Here is a 21,737-nt window from a genome sequence, read left to right on the forward strand (position 1 = left end):
AATTAACACCACAAAAATAGCAAATAATTTCAAATTGGCAAATTAGCACATTATTTAACCTCCTTCATTTTATTTAAGTTTTCTTCAAAAGCGCGCAGAGTCTCAGGGGTTGCGTTAGGGTCAGTTTTGATGAGTTCCATTGCTTTTTCTTCCAGCAATAAGCCTTGTTCACGGTAGCCTTTGTACAGCCAGAAGTGTGCCATAGTATCCAAATAATAAGGGTTTTCAGGGTACATATCCAAAGCCGTTTGCGCCCACTGAAAGGCTTCTGTCATTTGGGTAGCATCATTACGATGGTATTTATACACCTGATAAGCAGCGTTATTAGCCATACGAGCAAAATACTCTTTATACTGCTTCCAACTCTGGTCTTTATCCTTTGCTGATAACTCTTTATCCAACGCCAAGATGATGTTTTTCTCCTTGGCAGTGAGTGTTTTGTAATAATTTGCAAAATAACTAATAAAGTCTTTAAGGTTGAAATTCTCCAAAAAACGAATATAGGCATCCTTAGTAACTTTTCCTATTTCTACATCGCTTTTCACTATCTTCTGAACGGCAGGGATAAGACTTTTATTTTCTGTTGCAAACTTGTATAACAGGGCATAATTATCAACCGCATCTTTGTATATATGATTAACTTGCAAAGGGTGGGTATCCTTAAAGTTGATAAAAGGCATTTTTTGTATGTACGCTTTAATTTCTTTGGCAAACTTACGCAGATACTCATAAGCTTGTACATCGGCAGTATCTGGAGTTTTCTCTCTGTTGAAAAACCTACTAAAATAAGATTTATTCCGTTCTTCGTAGTTATATGCTATAAGGGCTGCATAAGGTATATCAAGCTGAGTATCATTGTGATGTGATGCCACAAGGCGCGCCCACTGAGCATTGAGCTGTTCGGGGGTAAGGCGCAAATGGTAGATTTCTGAACGGTTTGTTAAAGGAAATTTGCTGAGCTCCTCAGTTGCCTTTTCATTGGTAGTAAACCAATATAACTTCTGATCTTCCAGCATAATCTCAGTGAATAAAGCCTGTAGTTCCTTTATAGGTGTTTTGGGATTACACAACGTTCTATCTATCTTGCGTGCACAAGCCATCTCATAGAAAAAATAACTTATTTTAAAGTCTTCATAAAAAAGCTTGCTGGTATTGCTATACACAAAACTGTCTTCTTTTTCTTGTGTATAGAGCAGTTTGCCTTCTTGGTCGAATACAGCAAAGGTATTTTCTTTAGGGAGAAATCCCTTCTGTTCAAGGCGTTTTTTATCCTTTTTAGTAGCCAAATAAGGCTCATAAAAAATATAAGTGCCATCTTTTTTTGGCAGAGGATTTCGCTTTAAAAGTTCGTAAAAACTGCTATAGTTGTAATCGAGGTGCTCTTCGGTAGGTTCGTAGAAGACCACCAGCAGTCGGTTTTCTTTTTTGGCACGGGCTTCAGCCTCAGCAAGGGTAGTAGCACAGGGAATAGTTTCTTCTTTTTTTTTGACTGAAAGCACTAAGTGTTTCCAGTTTTTCAGTGTTTGGGCAGTGTCCAAAGGTACTTGTCCTGTACCTCCCAATTTCTTATAGTGCATCCTATTAACCTCGCCATAAATAGGATGAGGCAAGTTTATTGAAAAGATCTGTTTTTCCTCGTTGTAAACAGCCATTATAGATTTTGTTTTTTGCAATTCGAGTACTGTGATTGCCACAGCATTGGTGTTTTTGCCAATGGTATATTGCTCTATACGCACCTCGTTGTCTTGGTAGTGTCGTAGAGCATAAGCCAAGTAGAGATGTTCGGTACGTGGAATCTCAAAAGGAGGTTGTTGGTTTTTGAGATATATATAAGTAGGCTCACCTTGCGGATTATCATAGCCTATATAAAGTTTCTCGTAACTGTCTTCGTGGGGCAGTTCGTCAAACGAAATGAGCAATTTCTCACTATTGCCTTGTTTTTTGGTTACTACAAACAGAGGAGGAGGTGCCACAACAAATGATAGAACATTATCGGTAGCGCTATAAGTACCCTTAGATTCGATAAGCTCAAACGTATTATCAGGGTTTATTTGCCACTGAATGTTTTCTGCGCGATTTTCTATAGCATCAATAGATCGATAGGTACCCTGCCAAGGTGTAGGCTGGGTATAAGCTCCCAAAGAAAGGAGAAAAACGATAAAAAAGAGAGGGGATTTCATACTATTCACTGATTTTTCGATTTGTTTTTAGATAAGAGGTAATAAGGGGATATTAGTAATAAATGATACTCCTTGTGTAATGCCGTACACAATCAGGATAGGTACCGGCTTGTTTGTGAATCCAATTGCCGTGATCATCATACTCGTAGGTAGTGGCAGGTTGAGAGCGCAAGATACCATTTTTGTAAAAACTCGTAAATGTACGGACTTGCTCTGTGTAGGGTACTCTACGATTCTGTTCAGTATGTTCTATTTCTTTCTCTATGCGTTCCTCTTCGCCTCTTTTGTAGTGATAGGTTTTAGTTTTTGTTATTTTATCTTCCTTGTAAAGATGAATCGTTAGTGTTACTTTCTCTCCTTGATAGGAGTAAAAGTGCTCTTGTGAGGACTCTTCCCAAGCATACCAAATGTTCTTCACTACATTTCCTTGAGTGTCAAACTCAGTGATACACGTCCATTGAACATAGTCTATACAAGCTGCACACTTTCCTGAATAGGAAGCAGTAGTGGCTTTTACTTGTTTTACTTTTCCTTTGAGGTCATACTTTTCCCAATCAGTTTGCTGAGCTTGCAAGCTGAAAACAAATGTTAGAACTATAAGGGGTAAGAATATATTTTTCATAGGGTTCTTGATTTTAGGTAAGAGATAAGAGGTAAGAAAATAATAATACATTGATAATCAGAATTATAAGAAATTACCTTCCTTATCAATCGTTAGCTCTTTGCCATTTTTGATGAGCATATAATAATAATCTTCCCATTCTTCGGTAGATTCCGTATAAGGCTCGGCGTGTTCATATTCAAATGGGAGTTTTGTATTTCCTTTTTTGTCAATCATTCCCCATTTGCCCTTGTATTTCACCATTGCATAACCACTTTCGTTAAAATGATCTGCGTCATCGTATACAAATGGCAGTACGAGCTCTCCTTTAGGATTTAAAAAACCGTAATACCCTGTATTTTTGGCAAATGCCAAACCTTGGTAAAACACATCAATTTCGTCAAACCAAGGGGTAAGACTTTTGTTGTGGCTATCCAAAAGTTGATAACTATCGTTCAGTTTTACCACAAATACGCCTTGTGAATACCAAATAAAATCATACTTAGCAGGGATAATTTCCTCACCTGAAGGCTTGATGATTCCTCTTAAATTGTTGATAGTAACATCGTAAAAAGGCATATCTTGAGGGGGATTGGTATCAATATAATCGTATTTCACGGGGGTGATTTCCAATCCTTTAGGGCTTACAAGTCCGTATTTATCGCCTTTGCGTACCATCATATTCTCGGTGCGTGTGGGGAGTACTTCATCGTACTGTTTGCGCCAATCGCTGTTACAAGCTACACAGCATAGCGCTAAGGTTGTTATTAAGAATTTTTTCATTATATTGTTTATTTTGGTTATTCTATTAAAAAATGTTACAAAGATATTGATTATCAGTTTTATAGCCCCCGTTCCCCCGAAGGGGGACAAGCCGGAAAAAGAGACTTTTATGATAACTCTCAAAATGCTCTTACAAAAAAACTACAAAAGCTATTGATAATCAGAGTAATCAACTTTGCCAAAGTGTGAAACTTTAGCAAAGTGTAGCGATGCAAGAGTAAATTTGAGACTTTTTGAAAAGACTTATACTTTCCTCTAAATCAGGAAAGTAACTATCGCCTCTCCCCTACTGGCTGCCGTAGCAAAAAAAGATTGAAGTGCTTGAAAATGAAAATACAAATACTCAAAATCTTCCTCATTCCAATCCAATGAAGGGTATAATTCCTCCTCTTCATTCATTGCCTCAGTATCGTAACGCGCTTTTAGATCAGCTTCTGTAAGTGAAGCTATTTTGCGATGAATACCCGCTACTTGCTCAGGAGTAAGGTAATGAGCAGGTCCGTAGCCTACATCCATATCTTCATCAAAGAATTGCGCACTGAAAAAGATACGATTTAGGCTATCTACTTCATCCTCAGGACTTCCAGAGGCAAATGCCTTTCCAGTAAGCAGATATAAAATACCGCCCCACGCTTTATCGATATCCATAGAATAAGCGTCATCTACTCTATTTTCCAAAAAGAGAGCAGGCTTATCTATATAACTTTCAAGCTCCTGCTTAGAGATGCGGAGCAAATACATAATCATTCCCATAGTTTTTAATATTTAGTCGTAATAAGTTATTTCTCTGCGTACAATTTCAGGAAATCTATCTTTTGGTACTGGCTTCTCAAAGATTTCTTCTCGCTCTATCCAATTGCCTTTATCATCATATACATATTTATAATGATAGTGTAAAAGTTTAATTCCTTTTAAGTTATATACCTCTATATCAGTTATTTGACCTTTATTGTCATAATGATAAACACTCTTTATATCGCCTTGAAGTGTATAATCTACCTGTCCGTTATCTTTGTAATAGATGTCATTTTCTATTGTGGTACGCCCTTTCACAGTATACGATGTATACGATATTTGAGTATGAGTACCAAAATACCGATAGGTTGTACTTTCAGATTCGCCAACTTTTTCTACCAAATAAGTACCTGCTTTATCATATAAAAAGCTGATAGCCGTTTCTTCTCCCTCATCAGGATAACTAATTCCCTTATCAAGATAAATAATTCTTTTACCGCCTTTTAAGTGATTGTGCGCATCATATTCATAAGAGTATACAATATCGCCCCTAATATTCTTTTCCACAAGATTTCCCTTTAGGTCAAAACGGTAAGTGATAGGTACTACTACTATCATTTTAGTTGTCGACAATTCAGGAGGATACTTTTGAAGACCCACTTCTGTAACCGATTTTACTTTCCCTTTAAGGTCTAATCTTGCGGTTGTATATTCCTTTTGTGCCTGCAAATGAATTGTTTCTATAAACATAAAAATAAAAAAAAGATACCTCATCATAAGATTATATATTAGTCGTAATAAGTTATTTCCCTACGTACAATTTCAGGGTATTTATCTGGTATAGGAGTCTGAAAAGTTTGCTTCTTCTCTACCCAATTGCCTTGCGCATCATACACATAATCATAACGATAGCTATTACTCACTTCACCTTTTTCGTCGTAGAAAATAATCGTCGCTACCTCGCCTTGGTCGTTATAAGTATAGACTTCCTTTTTCCCATCTCGAAGTATGTAATCAATTTTGCTATACGTATACGAATAAGGTTTTTGGTAGTAAATCTCCTTCTCATCAATCACTTTTCCAGCAATGGTATGAGTTATTTTACAGTGAACAGGTGACAAATAATCTATTCTCAATTTCTCTGTCATCTTTTTATAAAAAGTAAGTTCTTCCCAAAAAGCCCCATCTTTAACGCGTATAAACATTATATCTGCCTTTATTTTATCAGAATAGACATACTTTTTACCACCCGATAAATAATGCTGATAGCGATCGTATTGATACACATACTTGATATCCGCTCCTATGCTTTTCTCAGTGAGGTCTCCTCTTTGGTTAAAAGAATAAAGCGTAGGGATAGGGCTTTGCATTTTCATAGTAGCTAATTTTTGAGGAGGATACGCATACTGAGTAGTTTCAGCAATGCTTTTCACCTTCCCTTTGAGGTGCATCTCAGCACACGAATATTCATTTTGCGCCAACAGCCCAAAATGTATGGTAAATACTATGATAAAGATAATATTTTTCATAAACAAATCTCGCACTAATTGGTAGTTTCTCTCTCCACATACCCTACGATAGTCCCATTCACAAAGATAGTACGGGTAATCCAATTACCTTTTTTGTCGAAGGTATGCTTAAACTGTTGATTATTTGTACCCGTTGGGATACCCTTTTTGTCATACGTATAACGTAATACTTGTGGGGGAGTGTTGCCCTCAGCAATACTGCGCTCCACTACCCTACCCTCACGGTCGTAACGCACTTCTATGCGTATTTCGGAAGAGGTATCACCCTCGGTAACCATCTTGAGCAAAGTGCGCTGGTTGTGCTTATTAAACTCTTGCCATACCTTTGCCTTATCCTTATCCGTTTGCAAAACACCTTCAACGGGGTTGCCATTACTATCCCACTTACTAAAAGTATAGACTTGCGTAGGCGATGCGCTCCCCTGCATTAGCATACGATAAGAAAGCAATTTTCCTTGAGCATCATACTCATATTTACCCGTAGAAATGAGCGAACCACCGTGAGCCGTTTTGGTAATCGTTACCTCCAAAGGATGTTGTGCAGCATCATACGCATACTGGTAACGCAAACTATTACCGCTATAACGCTGTTCAGAGTCTGTAGCGTATCCCGCTTTATCAAACACATAACGATTTTCGGTAGCAAGGCGTTTTTGTTTCAGGTCGCCGCGATACACATCATACGTGCGTTCCACCATCGTTTTCACCTCCCCTTTCAGCTCCTTATCAGCGCGAGTAATAGGAGGATTGACAATTTGTGCCATTCCTAAAAAAGGAACAAAGCACAGAAAAAGCATTTTTTTCATATATTATTAGTTATTAATAGCAATCAAAAGTTGAGTTAAGTACCTTTTAAATATAGCCCTCGAATCCCCGAAGGGGGAGAAGGTGCAAAAGCAATTCTCACTGTAACTTCTAATAAAACAATATATCTTTTTTTAAAAAAAATTCTTGATTTATTTTATTAGTGTTTAGTCGTTAGTATCTAACTCCTGAAACCTATCGTCTATTACCTGATCGTCCTGAAAGTTTAGCAAATTCTACTTTTGCTTTAGTGAGTTGTTCCATAAACTCTTTATTGGCGTGCAAGCGAGCAACTACAGCACTAGCAACAAGTCTGCCTGCATCTACATCACTTTGAAAGTGATAACCACAAATCACTCTACTCTGTCCGATTTCATAACCGCGTTTAAGGATTTCATTTTGTCGTTCTACATTGATTTCAGCCAACACCAAGGCAGTAGCCCAACCAATAGCCGTATGTCCTGAAGGATAAGAACCGTTAGTAGAGAGTCCTTGTTGTTGTTCGGTGTTACAAGTATCTTCATTGTAGAATGTAAACGGACGCATACGCATATAGTGTTCTTTAGCACTACGGGTAGCATAATCGCCGGCATCTTCACGAAAATGACTAATGAGCTTGTAAATTTCTGGAGTTGCTTCTTTAGAAATTGTCATCCCAAAAGCCTCCGAAAACGATTTAGCTACTCCATCACCGTAAAGGCGTGCATCGCTCACGGCTTGGTCACCGCGCAGTGTAGGGCGTTGCATTTTGCCCCAGCGGTATTGAGCCTCATCATTCAAGAAAAGAATACTATTCACAGCAGGAGGAGGGGGCAGAAGTTCTAAACTACTTGCTACATCTTCCAAAGAGAGGTAATGATGTGATTCTTTTTCCTGTGCTTGTACAAAAGTACCAAGGGTCATAAAAGCAAAGAAGCTTACCCAAATAGAATGTTTTTTCATACTAATATTGTTTTTATGGTTAAAATACGCCGACAAAAATAAGAATTAATAAATAAAAATACAAGCAATAAAAGAATAAATCTCAAATCATAAAATATCCTGAATTTTTTAATTAGGGATAGCCCTGCACATACCCGCTGTAAACACTCGCTGACTTTTCTAAAGAGGAACAAGCTGGAAAAGAGAATGTTTATATAATGTTCCACGTGGAACATTTTTTTTAATTAACAATTCACAATTGCGAATTGTTAATTATAAATTGATAATTGTTAATTAATTTATTACCTTTGCACCATCTTATCTCTTAACTCTTACCTAAATGAAACGTTTTATCGTAAATAAATTTTTCGTACCCAAAGGCTTCGCAGGAATTACCCTCTATCCTTTTGTATTTACAAATAATCCGCAACTACTAGAAGACCCTCAGTTTATCAATCACGAACGCATACACCTCGCTCAACAACGTGAACTCTTAGTAATTTTCTTTTATATCTGGTATCTCATAGACTTCGGAATTAAATACCTAAAGTACAAAGATAAATATCGCGTCTATCGCAATATCATCTTTGAACGCGAAGCCTACGAAAATGATGACAACCTCCACTATCTAAAAACACGAAAACTATACGCCTTTCTTCGAGGTAAAAGATAAGAAGTAAGAAATGTTCCACGTGGAACATTTTTTCAATTAACAATTAACAATTAATAATCAAAATGCCCGTGTGGCTCACACCTGATGACAATTAAAGATTACAGTGTATCACAAGAGGAATTTACTCTTGTATATGATTCATTATTAGAACTTTACAGAACAAATCCCGTTCCTGATGAGCTGGGTAAATACTACGAAAGTGAGGCATATATCTCACATACCGATAGCCGTAAAACGCTATTCGACAGACTCTATCAATGGGTGAAAAGCTATAACCTAAAGCATAAAATTGCACTCATCAAGCAATACAAAAAAGGAAATATACACCTCCTCGACATAGGAGCGGGTACAGGCGACTTTGTATTGAGTAGCAAAAAATACGCTCATTGGGAGGCTATAGGCATCGAGCCCAGCGAGAAAGCACGTACCAAAGCAGAAAAAAAAGGCTTATTGCTACAAGCTAATTTTAACCAACTCCTCCCCCACTCTTTTGATGTGATTACTATGTGGCACGTACTAGAACACGTACCCGATGTAGCACAAGAAATACAGATTATCAGCAACTTACTAAAAGAAAACGGCATTGCTGTAATAGCAGTGCCCAACTATCGCTCGTGGGATGCTCAGCACTATAAAGAACATTGGGCTGCTTATGATGTACCCCGACACTTATGGCATTTCTCCAAAAAGAGTATCGAGCAACTTTTTGCTAAAGAAGGTTTTGAACTCCTCGCTACTCGCCCTATGCTCTTTGATGCCTTCTACGTGAGTATGCTTTCCGAACAATACAAAACAGGAAAGAAATCATTTCTTAAAGGTTTCCTCAACGGACTCCGTTCTAACTACTACGGTTGTCGCAAAGGAGAATACTCATCGCAGATTTACGTGTTAGGTAAGAAGTAAGAGATAAGAGGTAAGAGTTGCCTATTTTTTATATTTCTGAGACTAAAAATAGTAAAAACTTTAAATAAGGCGTTTTTACGATACTTCTCTCCTATCAATAACTAAGTATATCACTTTTTAAAAATAACGCTTAAAAACGGCTGTAATAAAGTTGGTTTTAATAAAGTATTTTTATAGACTTTTAATTTAAAATAGAAAATGATTATTTTTAGGGAGTAAGGGTCAGGGGTCAGGTTTCAGGAGGCAGGGGGTAGGAGAAAGTTGCTACACTTTGCCAAAGTTTCAGATTTTGGCAAAGTCTATAGAGGTTTCACGTGGAACAATAAAAGACAAATGACAAATTACAAGGAATGGAAAATAGTATTTTACTTTTTTAAGTAATAAAATTAAAAAATATTTCATTTACACACAAAACTTTCTTATTTTTGCGACCTGAATTGAATTAAACATTATAGAAAATGAAAAAACTCATCTTAACAGGCGTAGCAATCCTCACTCTTACTGCCTGCACCGATAAGGTGGCTTTCGTGGATAACAGCAAACTCTTAAACGAGTACCAAGAGAAAAAAGACATCGAAGCTAAATTGAAAACTGAAGTTGATGCCTATAAGAAAAAACGCGATAGTATTTCTGTAGCATTCCAAACTGAAGCACGTGCTTTCGACGCTCAGGCTAAAACCCTCCCTCAGAACGTGGCTCAGAAAAAATACAATGAGTTGATGCAAAAGAGTCAGATATTGCAACAACACTTGCAACAAGAAGAAGAAAGATTGCAATTGGAAAGCCAAACTCAAATGGATTCTCTACTTAGCAAAGTGAAGAAAAACATTAAAGAATATGGCAAACAAAAAGGGTACACCTTTATCCTTGGTGCTAACGACGGCGGTAGCGTACTCTATGGTGCTGATAACAAAGATATTACTAAAGAAGTTACTGAATATTTGAACAATCAATATAAATCAGGTAAGAAGTAACAAGGTCACAGGCATTAGGTCATAGGCAATAGAAAATAGATTTTGTCAAAGCTCATAGCACTAGAGGCTATAGTTTTGACAAAGTTTTTTTATTGATAGCTAATCAGTTAATTGTAATACGTTAGGAAAGAACGCTTGGAGTATCAAGAAAACTCCAAAGACTAACAATATAATGCTAATCGCACGTTTGATTTTGTAGATATGAAAAGCGGTAAGTCGGTTTTTGAGTTTCTTAGCAATGAGAATTTTAAAGATATCTATGCCAAAGTATACTAAAATAATAGAAGTAAAAAATACAAATATCCTACTGGCATTCATATCAAGTTTAGGACCAAAAACGATGATAATTCCTAACCAAAAACCTAAAACCCCTATGTTGATGAAATTCAGTAGAAAACCTTTGATAAAGAGGGCTACATAGTTCACTTTTTCAGCTACTTGCAAATGTGCATTCTCCTTATTTTCCATTGTTTTCTTAAAGTCTTTTTTCAGTTTTATGAATGAGATAAGTCCGTAGGCTACCATTATGAGTCCGCCGGCAAAGAAGAGTTTAGGGTCGTCCTTAATTTCGCGCAACAGACTGCTGGTAGTGAAATAGACAATGAGAATGAAGACAGCATCGGCTAATACTACCCCCGAATTGAAAGCAATAGCTGCCCTAAATCCTTTGGTAATAGCTGTTTCCAGCAATACAAAGAAGACAGGACCTATGGTAAAAGCTAACAACAAGCCTAAAGGTAATGCAAGCAATACATCCGCAAACATCTATTTCTACCTAAAATTTGATTAATTGCACAAAAGTACTAAAAAACTGCTGAATTACAAAAAATAAGGGAGAAGTTTTTAGTACTTCTCCCCTACTCTATTGGTATTGTGATAATTATTAACTATGATTTGATAACCTCATTTACTTGTTTTAGAGTTTCTTCATCTTTCAAATCAACTAATTCTTTAAGGTCTTTAGAAAGATAGAAAGCTTTTACATCAGGTACATAAACTAAATAATTATCGATACCCTCAGTATAATAATTAAAAAGCAATTGCTTAAAATTACTAACTCCATTACAAGTTTTCTCTAAATTCTCACCATCATTATTTGCATAAAATACGGTATAATTATCTTTTTGATTGTGAGAAAGTTGTTGTTTTTCATACTTACCAGCCACATCAAAACCTACACCCCAGCTTGATTCAGCAATGATACTTGATAACAAAGTGATGGTGTTGTCTTCTTTGTTTAACTTATAGGAGATAAGTAACACTTTTTCATCTGGAATAAAGTTTACTGCTTGTTCTGATACAGTTTCAAAGAACTCTTTATAAGTCAATGACTTATCTTGCAAATCTTGCAATGAATTTTGATTTTTATCCTTAGAACAAGACACTAATGCTACTACAAAAAATAGCACAAAAAACGAAATTTTTATTATTCCTTTCATACTAATTCATTTTTAAATTCATAAAAATATTTCTTTTGCACGCTCTTTTTTATGAAGACAATAACCCGTAGCTCAGTTAGGGGAAGTTATTTTTAAAGAAAAATTCTCACTATATTTTGTTTATAGAAGAAAACAACAAAATATATCTCCAAAGGAAAGAATATCAATATCAGTCATAGGCATTAGGATTTCATAGGACAAAGGTATATTATATTTTTATAACTTCCAAATATTTTTATAACTTTTTCACTATCATTCTACAAAATAGCTTATAATTATTTATATATCAATATTTTAAAAATATATTAGTAAATATACATTGTTACTCAATATATTATTAAAAGCATAAAAAAACTTTGCCAAAGGTACGAGCCGTACGGGCAAGAAACTTTAGCAAAGTATGTGATGCAAAAACTGCTTGCTGTGCTATGACTAATCTACCAATTCAAAGTCTAATTGCTTTTTCATCAAATCGGTGTTTTTCACACGTATCATTACTTCATCGCCAAGCTGATAGGTTTTGCCAGTGGCTTGCCCTACCAAGGCGTATTGTTGTTCATCAAAAGTGTAATAATCGTCTTTGATGTCGCGAGCGCGTACCAATCCTTCGCATTTGTTTATGGTAATTTCTACATAAATACCCCATTCGGTTACACCCGAAATCACTCCTGCAAACTGCTGGTTTTTATGGGCTTCCATATATTTCACCTGCATATATTTGATAGAATCACGCTCGGCTGAAGCTGCTAAACTTTCCATTTGTGACGAGTGTTTGCATTTGGTTTCATATTCGGCTTCGGGTTGTGAGGGGGCATTATCTAAATAGAGTTGCAAAAGGCGGTGTACCATCACATCGGGATAACGGCGTATAGGCGAAGTGAAATGGGTATAATAATCAAACGCTAAACCGTAATGTCCTATGTTTTTGGTAGTATAAGTAGCTTTTGCCATCGAACGTATTGCCAAAGTATCGACTAAATTCTGTTCTTTCTTGCCCTTTACTTCTTCTAAGAGATTATTAAGTGAATCGGTAGTGGTTTGGCGGTTTTTCAAATCCAAACTATAGCCAAATCGGTTAATAACCGTGTTGAACTGTTGTAGTTTTTCGGCATCGGGTTCATCGTGTACGCGGTATACGAAAGTCTTTTTCATTTTGGCTACATACTCGGCTACCTTTCTGTTAGCCAAGAGCATAAACTCTTCAATCAGTTTGTTGGCTTCCTTGCTTTCTTTGAAATATACCCCTGTAGGGTTGCCGTTTTCATCGAGGTCGAATTTCACTTCTACTTTATCAAAAGTAATAGCTCCTAAACGCATACGCTTACCGCGCAATTTTTCGGCTAAAGTATTGAGTGTGAGAATAGCCTCTACCACATTAGCAGGTACTGAGCGCTCTTTATCGGTAATGGAAGTTTCGGCAGGAATGGTGTACCCCTCCCCTACTTTGGCTTGCTCTATTACTGATTGTGCTTCTTCGTAAGCAAACCTAAATGACGAGTGTGTTACAGTACGTCCTATCCAAATATCTACCACTTCGGCTTTCTTATTCATCTCAAACACTGCCGAAAAGGTGTATTTATCTTCATCGGGACGGAGTGAACAAGCAAAGTTACAGAGTATTTCGGGCAACATTGGCACTACCCTATCTACTAAATATACTGAAGTAGCACGGTTGTAAGCCTCTTCATCTAATATAGTACCTTCTTTCACGTAGTGCGATACATCGGCAATGTGTACGCCAATTTCGTAATTGCCATTTTCTAATACTTTGAATGACAGTGCATCGTCAAAATCTTTTGCATCACGAGGGTCGATAGTGAAAGTGAGGGTTTCACGCATATCACGACGACGGGCAATCTCCTCATCAGTAATGGAAAGGTCTAACTTTTTAGCAAAGGCTTCTACCTCTTCTGGATAGGTGTACGGCAGACCATATTCGGCTAAGATAGAGTGCATTTCAGTAGTTTGTTCACCTGGTTTACCGAGTATCTGTTCCACTACCCCCATAGGCGAATCACTTTTGTCTTTCCAATCTTCTATGCGTACAATTACACGGTCGCCGTCCTGAGCGCCATTGAGTTTGTCTTTCAACACAAAGAAATCAGTATACATACGAGCATCAGTAGGGACAACAAAGGCAAAATTCTTGTGCATTTGCACAGTACCTACAAAGCGCACTTTGTTGCGTTCTAACACCTTGCTGATTTCTCCTTCCATCTTATTGCGATTTCTAAAACGTGGAAATACATACACTTCTACCAAATCGCCGTGGAGGGCTTTATTTAGAAAATTCTGTGCTACAAAAATGTCGTTGTCTAAACCATCAACTATTACATAGCCATTACCACGCGCACTCACATCAAGCATACCCACATAATAGTGTTGCATAGGGATAGCTTGATACTTTCCGCGATCGATTTCTACAATGCGTTTTTTTTCTTTCAGTTGTACGAGTTGTTTTACCAGCATATCACGACGTGGTGCATCGGTAATGTGGAGTTTAGCAGCGATTTGCTTGTAGTTGAACCCCTCTTCGGGATGTTCTTGTAACACCGAGAAAATCGCTTTGATAAGCTCGTGTTTGTTGCGCTTAGCTAAACTCTTATTCTTTTTAGATTTTCCTTGTTTTCCTTGTTTTTGAGTTTTATTTGTTTTTTTCATAGTAATTTCTTTTTTAGATGTGAGCCACACAGCAATGTGACTAAATGCAAAGATAATCATTTTTGAGTTATCAACAATCTCTAAATTATAAACTGAAAAAAAATATTTTTTTAAAAAAAGAAGGTTATTATTATGAGGGTGTGAATAGGGGGTAAAAAAATAGGCTTAAAAATTTGCTTTTTTCAGTTGATGTGATTTATGATTAGTTATTAACAATAAAAAACGATTTACGGCTTTTAAAATGAATATTTTAGGCAAAACTGTTGATAACTGTCCAACGATTATTTAACTGCATTTTGTGGATAATTTTTTAAAAGGGCAATTGTGAATAACTGTTGTATCACTGTTGATAATTTTCTAAAAAATAAATTTGCTTATTTTAGACTTGGATTCGTATATACAGAAAAGCGAGAGAAGCAAATTTATTTATCATTTTTTAAGTAATAGTTATAAACAAGTTTTTAGGGGATAGGGGTCAGGTGTCAGGGGTTAGGGGGTATTAAGTTATTTGTTTCTTCTGTCTTCACCCCAGAGTAGTTTGTATCTTAGTGTATTGATAAAACTATCGCCGTCTAATCGTATCATTTTCACTACAAAAGGTGCTTTGCGCACAATAATAGAGTGCTTTTTGTCTACCGATTTGATATGAGAATCTAACGATAAAAGGAATTTCTTTTCCCGTCCTGAGATAGTGAGTTTAATTTCAGTATCTTCGGGGATGATCAGCGGCCGCATATTGAGGTTATGCGGTGCGATAGGGGTAATGACAAAGTTTTTAGCTGTAGGTAAAATTACGGGGCCGCCGCAGCTCAGCGAGTAGCCTGTAGAGCCTGTAGGGGTAGAAATGATAAGTCCGTCAGCCCAATACGATGAGAGGAAGTCACCGTTTAACTCAGTATCGATAGTAATCATTGAGGCTGTATTTTTTCGTGTAACGGTAATTTCGTTGAGGGCGAAATTTATAGGGTCTACCGGATCGCCACTATCGGCATAGACAGCTTCTATCACCGAGCGTTCCACTACTTCGTAAGTTTTGTCGCGCAATTGCAGAAAAACGTTTTGCAAGTCGTCTTTATGAGCATTTGCTAAAAAACCTAAACGCCCTGAATTGATGCCTAAAATAGGTATTTGTAAATTGCGGAGATAAGTAATACCTTTCAGCAGGGTACCGTCGCCCCCAATGGTGAGCATTACCTCGTACGAATTATCGAGGTCGGCAAATGAGCTAAAAGGTTTAGCTTTGAGGAATTGGTGAGAGCGGATATTCAGTTCTTTAAGGATTTCACATTCAATAAATACCTCGTCATCGGGCAAGAGGTGAGAGAAGAGTTCGCGCAGTATAGCTTCATTTTCGGTAGAATATTGTCGGATATAGATTGCTATTTTCATTGATTTGCCAATTGGTATGGCAAAGATACAAATTAATTGATAATAAACAATTGACAATGAAGAATTTTTACTATTTTTGCATTTTCAACCTCTCCAATATATGAAATACATTCCCCTTTCTCTTTTACTATTAGCTACTGTTAGTAGTTGCGACGGCTGTAAAAATAAATCAACCTCTACTATAGACGAAATTTATGTGTTTGATAGTATAAAAGAATATAGCCCAGAATCTCAAATTATCCAATATAGTCAAGACCCAGAAAACACTGATACTCCTATTGATACTACAAGCATTGAATTTGAAAACATACCCACTGCTTCTGTTGCCGATAGTATCAATTTGTATATCGCAGGACTTGCTCAGAATGAAAAAGCGATCCACGTTTCTTTTTCTGATATATATCAAAACGACACCTTAGATGTGCCCCCACATTATATCAAGAACCAAAAGAAATTAGGAAAGGAATTTATGAAGTATTTTCCCTTAACAGGCAACTATTTTTATCTTTTACCTTTTTTATAAAACAGCTTATTCATCACCTCTCCGGTTTGCAGATTTAAAAACTCTTGATTGGTGGTGGGGCTGTCTAAGCCACCGAGTTTAGGTAACCACTTGCCGGTTTTAATGTAGTCTAAACACCCTAACAGTTCAGGGTATTTGCGCTGTACTTGCTTGAGGTTAAGCCCTGTATAGAGTGCCGTTTTCAGCCGTTTGCACTTCACTTGGAAGATAAGCGAGAGCAGGGTCTCTACCTGCCACTCGCCTCCCATAAACAGCACACAGCTTATCATATCTTCATACTTGCTAAGCAGTTGTTCTAAACCTTCATTAGTAAGCGCACAGCCTTTGCTACCGTCCCAAATATATTCGGAATGGCAACCCTCGCACGCCAACGGACACCCTGTGATGGTAAAACACAGGGATATCTCGTTGGGTACTTCTTGGAGGACTATATCGTAACTGCTATACCGTAGCGTTCCCATAGTAACGTATTTTAGCTTCTTTTTGTCGGTCTTTAGAGAAATTAGTAATGCGTTTGAGATAGCCTATCACCCGTGTCGCGTGATCGATATTTTCAGAACCACAATGGGTGCAGTGGTCGTGCGTGTGTTTATCGATATAGCCACAATCGTTGCACACGGTTACGCATATATTAAAGCAGAAGTAGTTACAACCCGTTTTAGCGGCTACATTTAGCAACTTATAAAAACCTTCGGCAGTGGTGTATTCTTCGAGATTGCAGTGATAAGCCGAACCGCCGTCTAAGTACTGTATATAGTCGTTTCCGTGTAAATAGAACTTATCGATAAGGTTTTGAGAGCTATCTTCCACAATGTAGAAATACGAATTGTAGCAATCACGTGGCACTTGCAAGCCATCGGCTTTGTCCCAAGCAGCATTCTTTACGCCTAAGTTCTCGGCAGGTACAAACTCGGTATTGAACATAAAGCCGTATTTGGCTTTAGCTTCCTTGTTTTTGTCGTAAATTAGTTTGAGGTTTTTGTTGATGAATGCTTTATAGTCGGGGTTGTCGGAAATGCGAATGCCTAAATACTCGGCAGCTTCCACCATTCCGTTGATACCAACGGTGAGGAATTGTTTATCAAGTGAGATAAAGCCGGCATCGTACACCGGTAACATACCCGCATCTTTGTACTCTTGCACAATGGCACGGTAAGCTACTTGGTATTTATGGATATTATCTAAGGTGCGTTCCAACGATAAGTGTTTTTGGTATAGGCGATTCATATTAATGGTTATCACATTAATACTACCGGTAGAAACACCTCCTGCCCCAAGTGAATAGCTAAAAGTATTATCGGAAATTTCATTGCGCAAACGACAGCAACTTGCTAATGAATCGGCGTTGTCCGATTGATATATAAAGAAGGCATTCCCTTCGCTGAGTTCTTTGGCACAGAAGCGCGCAAAATGCTCGTCGTACACGTGTTTGTCCTTAGTGAGCATTGCTGCGGTTACCACAGGGAAGGTGAGTATCGCCTTGGTGCGCTCGATATTAAACCAATGCATAAAGAACTGTTGGAGCTTGTCTAAAGACTCATAAGAAGGTTTGCTACCATCGGGGTAAACGAATGTACCGAACATCGAGTCGAAATAAGGGCGGTCATACAGCGATATGTTCCAAAATACTGACTGATAGCCACGTGCTGCTGCTGGCTGATTGATAGCGTATACTACGTGTTGCAGTTCGTTTTCTATCACTTCACGGTGGGTATTGAGATAATCGTCGCCATAGTCTTTGCGCGCAAAATGGTCGAAGTACATTAGGAACTCTACCGTTGCTACCGCTCCTGCAAACTGAGAGGAAACGGAAAAGAGGAAGTTCACGAACGACCCGCAATAGCTTGCCAAGTGTTGCGGAGCTTTGCTTTCACCGCCGAGTTTTACGAGCCCGTCCAAGAGCAAAGGATACATCGAAACGCTCACACAATAAGGTTTGAGGCTCGTTTCGTCGTGCACATAGATTTCGTGTTCCTCAATCTGACGGATATACTCATCGGCTAATTCTTTGCCAAAGAGTTGTTCGATTTTATGAGACACGAGCGAACGGTTCACTTGGATATTGATATCTTTATTGAGTTCTGCCTCCATTGTAGCGATGTTTTTATGTGCCACATTGGCATTGGCATCGAAGAGAGACCCCGTAGCGGCATTGTGAGATTGTAGGTAATTTTCGATGAAATTACGCTTTGTTTGAAGCTGTTCAGCTGTAAGCTTAGTGAATTTAGACATAATTTTTTATTTATTATTATTTCGTTCAGGTGAAAAAGAGTGCTGAGGGATTTATATAAACCTCTCATATATAGTACATTGTATAATATTGCTTTTTATAAATTCCCTAAAAAGGGGAAGTGATTTTTTCTTAGTTGCTGGTGCAAAGGTACAGAATAAAGTAATAGGTTATCAACAAAATTAAAATAGTTATCAACAAAGTTATTAACAATTTTCGTTACTTATTCATACTTAGGAGTTAAAGAGAAAAAACTCCGTTATTAAAATTTTGTAACAAAAATAGGATTACATTTATTATAAAGTAACGTGAGTTCGATTTAAGCAGCAACGAGTCTTTTTAGATCAACAATGTCTTCTTGCAAATTAATAGAAGGCTTTTTATCAGGGTATCCCTATGATGCGCACGCCTGCGGATTACAATGCCGAGGCTTTCCCCAAAGCAGAGCAACAGCCTGCCATTGTTAAAGATAACAACGATCCTCAAGGAATGGGACGTGTACGGGTACAGTTCTTTTGGCAGAAAGGCGATGAGCTAAGCCCGTGGATCAGAATGATACAACCCTACGCAGGCAATGGCAAAGGTTTTTATTTTATCCCTGAGATAGGCGAAGAGGTAATGGTAGACTTTGAGAACGGCAATGCCGAACGCCCGTTTGTGCTGGGGGCGCATTATAATGGCGCGGCAAAGAGTGGGTATAAACCAACGACCAAGGCTATAACATACTGAGAGTGGTACAAAAATTGTACTTAACGATGAAGATGGGAGTATAAAAATTGAAGATGCAGTAGGCAACAGCCTCATTTTTGATGGCAATCAAAAGATAACTCTCAGTAGTTCTATTTTTGAAATCAATACCCAGCAGATGCTCATTAGAGCCACTGATAAACTGCACATTACCACAAATAACTATGTGCTGAACGTACTTAGTCAGTTGTATATATTTACCGCTTGGATGAAACAGAAGGTGAGTGGTTTTATGCAGGTATTTAGCAACACTGCCCTTATCAAGAGTACCAACACCCTTGATATCGAAGCCAAAGAAGCAAAACTCTCAGGCAAAGAGTGTGCAGTGCTCGACTCAAAGAAGAAGGCGGTGGTCAATAGCTTGGGGGTAGCTCAGTTGCAAGGCAAACAAGGGAATGAGTACAGCAATAATGGGCAAGGGATAGCGCAGGCACCGTTAGAAAAAATAGGCTTAGCTGTGGTATATTTTAGACCTTTAGAAGACTGGAGAGGTGAATTTGGGTTTGATTGGATGAGAGATAAGTATTTTCCATTTAAAAATGAGTTAGCATATAAAGATATCATATCAAGTGGATACTCAACAAAAGAATCAGATAGGTGGTGATTTCATTGCAGATGGAAAAATACAAATGATTAGTCCTACAATAAGAGAGAGTTTATAATCGGTTACAAGAACTGTTTTTTCAACAGAATGCGAGATATAGAGATAATTACTTTACTATATTTAAGTTTGGTGTAGAGTCAAATAAAGATGGATTATTAGGAGAAACACAAGATATAAAAACTGAAAATGTTATTATATTTACTTTACCTCGTGGAAATGAAGATTACACTTTAGCCCACGAAACCTTACACGGACTAGGACTTTATCACACACACAGAGAAGTTAAGTTTGCGAAAATAGATGGGTATGAGACAAAACTAATGATGCATGATGAAGTTATTATACCATATGATCGTAGTAATAAAAAATATATCTATTTCTATGGTTCTACAACCAATATAATGAGTTATGGCACACTTAATAAATTTACTACTTGGCATTGGCAATGGCTGATTATAAATCCAAATCTACGAACGTTTAATCTTTAATTTACAAATAAATGAATAAGATAGTATTAATCATAATGTTATTTATTTCAAACCATCTAATAAGTCAAATAACCATTAAAGAATTTGTACAAAAAACAGAATACAAAGATTGGGAGACAGAACCAAGTTATTCCAATACAGAAGAAGATTGGTACTTTAAAAAAGATAATAAAAGAGTACGCATTTCAAAATTTAGTGATACTTTTCAAATAGAGGAGACAAATACGCTAACTCCTTGGGAATGTTTTTGGTCTTATAGTAGAAAAACAGAAATTTTAGTACTAAAAGGGCAAAGCTTTTATAATATCCCAACTGGGAAATGGGTGTATTATGATGAAATGGGAAGAATAAAGAAAGAAATTGATTATGATAAATCATATAAATTTTCAATAAAAGAACTTATTGAAAAAATAAAAAAAGAATATGATATTGATATAGAAGGAGAAATTAATAGCCCTATTGTAGGTTTAGAAACTGACAATGAGGGGAATAAATATTTTTTTATTTCTTTTGACCCTAAAGGATTAGTAAACATATATGGAGAAAGAACCTATATACTTGTAGATGTCAATACAGGAAAAACTCTTTTCAAAACGAGCTATTTCAAAAGAAATGATGGAGAAAAACCTCCCTTTTATCGTTATTTAAAGATGAAAAAAGGTAACACAACTTCCCTCTTCATAGAAGAAACCACTCAGCCTAAAGAGTTAGGTGTACCCTATAAACAAGGCGACTATTACCCTGCTAGCACTTACCAACTCTACAACGGCAGAGCCTAAAACAAAGAGGAATGGGCAGCGTATGTAAAAACACGCCCTTGGTGGGAAAGGTTATTCCTAAGCTAAATTTTAAAGATTAATCATTATGCCACAAATCATCACCAATACCGCAGAACTCAGTTGCAATCAAGGCACAACAACAAGTAATCTCACTGTTACAAGTCAAGATTTTGTAACTATTGAGGGTAAAGCTATGGCTACAGAGGAGGACAAGCAAGCGAATTCCAATATACAGCCTTTTAAGCAATGCAAACTAAAACCTTCTTCTGGTGGTTATTTACCTTGTGTGCCTGCTCCTATTCAATGGGAAGATGCTGTAGAGAAAGACACGCTTATGGGGTTCTATCACAATAATGACACTAAAACTCCTTTTCAGCCTGAGAGTAGTACTGCGGTAATCGAAAATTTTAAAAATGAGTATAGAAATGTAACAATAGATCGCAATGGTACACCATATAGGTATTTTGTGCCTAAACTTATGAGGAAAATATTATTATACATTGTAGTATTAACAATAAATTATATGATGGCACAAGAAAACAAAAATTCTTTAAAAGATACGATTAAGTTTGAAAAATTTGATTTTAACCTATGGAATACAAGGTACAAAGATTTTGAAAAAGATCCTAAATATGGGGGGTATTACAAATTAAAAGATGGTTCTTCTTTCCGCCCTATGTATGGAGGAAAAGGCTATATCTTTTATGATGTAATTCCTCCCCTACCAGCCTATTACCATTACTTTTATGATTATTATGAAAATGGTAATCTTAA

At 37.1% G+C, this 21,737-nt stretch carries 22 protein-coding genes and 1 pseudogene; 8 read left to right on the forward strand and 15 right to left on the reverse strand.

The features are described from left to right. Window positions 1–50: 50 nt before the first annotated feature. The 8 genes from JMN12_RS07710 to JMN12_RS07745 all read right to left on the reverse strand — a co-directional run bounded on the left by JMN12_RS07710 (window position 51) and on the right by JMN12_RS07745 (window position 7,574). Entirely contained in the window at window positions 51–2,180 is a 2,130-nt protein-coding gene (locus JMN12_RS07710) for a hypothetical protein (protein ID WP_203138388.1), read from the reverse strand. Window positions 2,181–2,232: 52 nt separating this feature from the next. Further along, a complete protein-coding gene (locus JMN12_RS07715; RefSeq protein ID WP_203138389.1) occupies window positions 2,233–2,802 on the reverse strand; it encodes a hypothetical protein in 570 nt (189 codons plus the stop codon). Window positions 2,803–2,865: 63 nt separating this feature from the next. Beyond that, entirely contained in the window at window positions 2,866–3,564 is a 699-nt protein-coding gene (locus JMN12_RS07720; RefSeq protein WP_203138390.1) for a WG repeat-containing protein, read from the reverse strand. A 255-nt stretch (window positions 3,565–3,819) separates the two neighbouring features. After that, complete coding sequence (locus JMN12_RS07725) at window positions 3,820–4,317, reverse strand: YfbM family protein (RefSeq protein WP_203138392.1); 498 nt, start codon at window positions 4,315–4,317, stop codon at window positions 3,820–3,822. Between the two features lie 12 nt (window positions 4,318–4,329). Then, entirely contained in the window at window positions 4,330–5,049 is a 720-nt protein-coding gene (locus JMN12_RS07730; protein WP_203138393.1) for a hypothetical protein, read from the reverse strand. Between the two features lie 38 nt (window positions 5,050–5,087). Then, window positions 5,088–5,828, reverse strand: a complete 741-nt coding sequence (locus JMN12_RS07735; RefSeq protein WP_203138394.1) for a hypothetical protein — start codon at window positions 5,826–5,828, stop codon at window positions 5,088–5,090. A gap of 14 nt (window positions 5,829–5,842) precedes the next feature. Further along, window positions 5,843–6,634: a hypothetical protein gene (locus JMN12_RS07740; protein WP_203138395.1), complete on the reverse strand. Its 792-nt coding sequence runs from the start codon at window positions 6,632–6,634 to the stop codon at window positions 5,843–5,845. A 193-nt stretch (window positions 6,635–6,827) separates the two neighbouring features. Then, the gene (locus JMN12_RS07745) at window positions 6,828–7,574 is read right to left on the reverse strand and encodes an acid phosphatase (protein WP_203138396.1); all 747 of its coding nucleotides are present in this window, start codon (window positions 7,572–7,574) and stop codon (window positions 6,828–6,830) included. A gap of 319 nt (window positions 7,575–7,893) precedes the next feature. Here JMN12_RS07745 and JMN12_RS07750 point away from each other — a divergent pair, with 319 nt between their 5' ends. Then, complete coding sequence (locus JMN12_RS07750; RefSeq protein WP_203138397.1) at window positions 7,894–8,226, forward strand: hypothetical protein; 333 nt, start codon at window positions 7,894–7,896, stop codon at window positions 8,224–8,226. 144 nt (window positions 8,227–8,370) lie between these two features. Here JMN12_RS07750 and JMN12_RS15585 read toward each other — a convergent pair whose 3' ends face one another. Next, a complete protein-coding gene (locus JMN12_RS15585; protein WP_227003004.1) occupies window positions 8,371–8,436 on the reverse strand; it encodes a Hok/Gef family protein in 66 nt (21 codons plus the stop codon). Window positions 8,437–8,487: 51 nt separating this feature from the next. On the opposite strand from JMN12_RS15585, the gene JMN12_RS07755 reads away from it, so the two are divergent. Together JMN12_RS07755 and JMN12_RS07760 are read left to right on the forward strand one after the other, a co-directional pair. Then, window positions 8,488–9,129 (forward strand): class I SAM-dependent methyltransferase, encoded by a 642-nt coding sequence (locus JMN12_RS07755; RefSeq protein ID WP_410494240.1) that lies wholly within the window; start codon window positions 8,488–8,490, stop codon window positions 9,127–9,129. 458 nt (window positions 9,130–9,587) lie between these two features. Further along, window positions 9,588–10,103: an OmpH family outer membrane protein gene (locus JMN12_RS07760; protein WP_009413068.1), complete on the forward strand. Its 516-nt coding sequence runs from the start codon at window positions 9,588–9,590 to the stop codon at window positions 10,101–10,103. Between the two features lie 99 nt (window positions 10,104–10,202). Here the strand turns inward: JMN12_RS07760 and JMN12_RS07765 are convergent, their stop codons facing one another. The 4 genes from JMN12_RS07765 to JMN12_RS07780 all read right to left on the reverse strand — a co-directional run bounded on the left by JMN12_RS07765 (window position 10,203) and on the right by JMN12_RS07780 (window position 15,592). After that, on the reverse strand, window positions 10,203–10,868 hold the full coding sequence (locus JMN12_RS07765) for a LysE family translocator (RefSeq protein WP_203138401.1): 666 nt from the start codon (window positions 10,866–10,868) through the stop codon (window positions 10,203–10,205). Window positions 10,869–10,990: 122 nt separating this feature from the next. Further along, entirely contained in the window at window positions 10,991–11,542 is a 552-nt protein-coding gene (locus JMN12_RS07770; RefSeq protein ID WP_203138402.1) for a hypothetical protein, read from the reverse strand. A 432-nt stretch (window positions 11,543–11,974) separates the two neighbouring features. Next, entirely contained in the window at window positions 11,975–14,203 is a 2,229-nt protein-coding gene (gene rnr / locus JMN12_RS07775; protein ID WP_203138408.1) for a ribonuclease R, read from the reverse strand. Between the two features lie 504 nt (window positions 14,204–14,707). After that, a complete protein-coding gene (locus JMN12_RS07780) occupies window positions 14,708–15,592 on the reverse strand; it encodes an NAD kinase (RefSeq protein WP_009413073.1) in 885 nt (294 codons plus the stop codon). 100 nt (window positions 15,593–15,692) lie between these two features. Between JMN12_RS07780 and JMN12_RS07785 the strand changes: the two genes are divergently transcribed. Next, window positions 15,693–16,115, forward strand: coding sequence for a hypothetical protein (locus tag JMN12_RS07785; protein WP_203138410.1), 423 nt, complete (start codon window positions 15,693–15,695; stop codon window positions 16,113–16,115). Here the strand turns inward: JMN12_RS07785 and nrdG are convergent. Both nrdG and nrdD read right to left on the reverse strand, forming a co-directional pair. Then, window positions 16,094–16,576 (reverse strand): anaerobic ribonucleoside-triphosphate reductase activating protein, encoded by a 483-nt coding sequence (nrdG, locus tag JMN12_RS07790; RefSeq protein WP_198466848.1) that lies wholly within the window; start codon window positions 16,574–16,576, stop codon window positions 16,094–16,096. The genes JMN12_RS07785 and nrdG overlap by 22 nt on opposite strands. Then, entirely contained in the window at window positions 16,557–18,347 is a 1,791-nt protein-coding gene (gene nrdD, locus JMN12_RS07795) for an anaerobic ribonucleoside-triphosphate reductase (RefSeq protein ID WP_015781873.1), read from the reverse strand. Before nrdD ends, nrdG begins: the two co-directional genes overlap by 20 nt. Before the next feature lie 394 nt (window positions 18,348–18,741). Between nrdD and JMN12_RS07800 the strand changes: the two genes are divergently transcribed. The 4 genes and pseudogenes from JMN12_RS07800 to JMN12_RS15530 form a co-directional block, all read left to right on the forward strand. Next, complete coding sequence (locus JMN12_RS07800; protein ID WP_238423849.1) at window positions 18,742–19,074, forward strand: phage baseplate assembly protein V; 333 nt, start codon at window positions 18,742–18,744, stop codon at window positions 19,072–19,074. A 136-nt stretch (window positions 19,075–19,210) separates the two neighbouring features. Continuing rightward, window positions 19,211–19,696 carry a hypothetical protein gene (locus JMN12_RS07805; RefSeq protein ID WP_203138426.1) on the forward strand — a complete coding sequence of 162 codons (486 nt, stop codon included), beginning with the start codon at window positions 19,211–19,213 and terminating at the stop codon, window positions 19,694–19,696. A gap of 499 nt (window positions 19,697–20,195) precedes the next feature. Further along, window positions 20,196–20,963, forward strand: coding sequence for a hypothetical protein (locus tag JMN12_RS07810; protein ID WP_203138412.1), 768 nt, complete (start codon window positions 20,196–20,198; stop codon window positions 20,961–20,963). 85 nt (window positions 20,964–21,048) lie between these two features. After that, window positions 21,049–21,297 (forward strand): annotated as a pseudogene (locus JMN12_RS15530) (PAAR-like protein); the annotation flags it as partial. Window positions 21,298–21,737: the final 440 nt, after the last annotated feature.

Source organism: Capnocytophaga genosp. AHN8471, from assembly GCF_016806945.1.
GTDB classification, from domain to species: Bacteria; Bacteroidota; Bacteroidia; order Flavobacteriales; family Flavobacteriaceae; genus Capnocytophaga; species Capnocytophaga periodontitidis.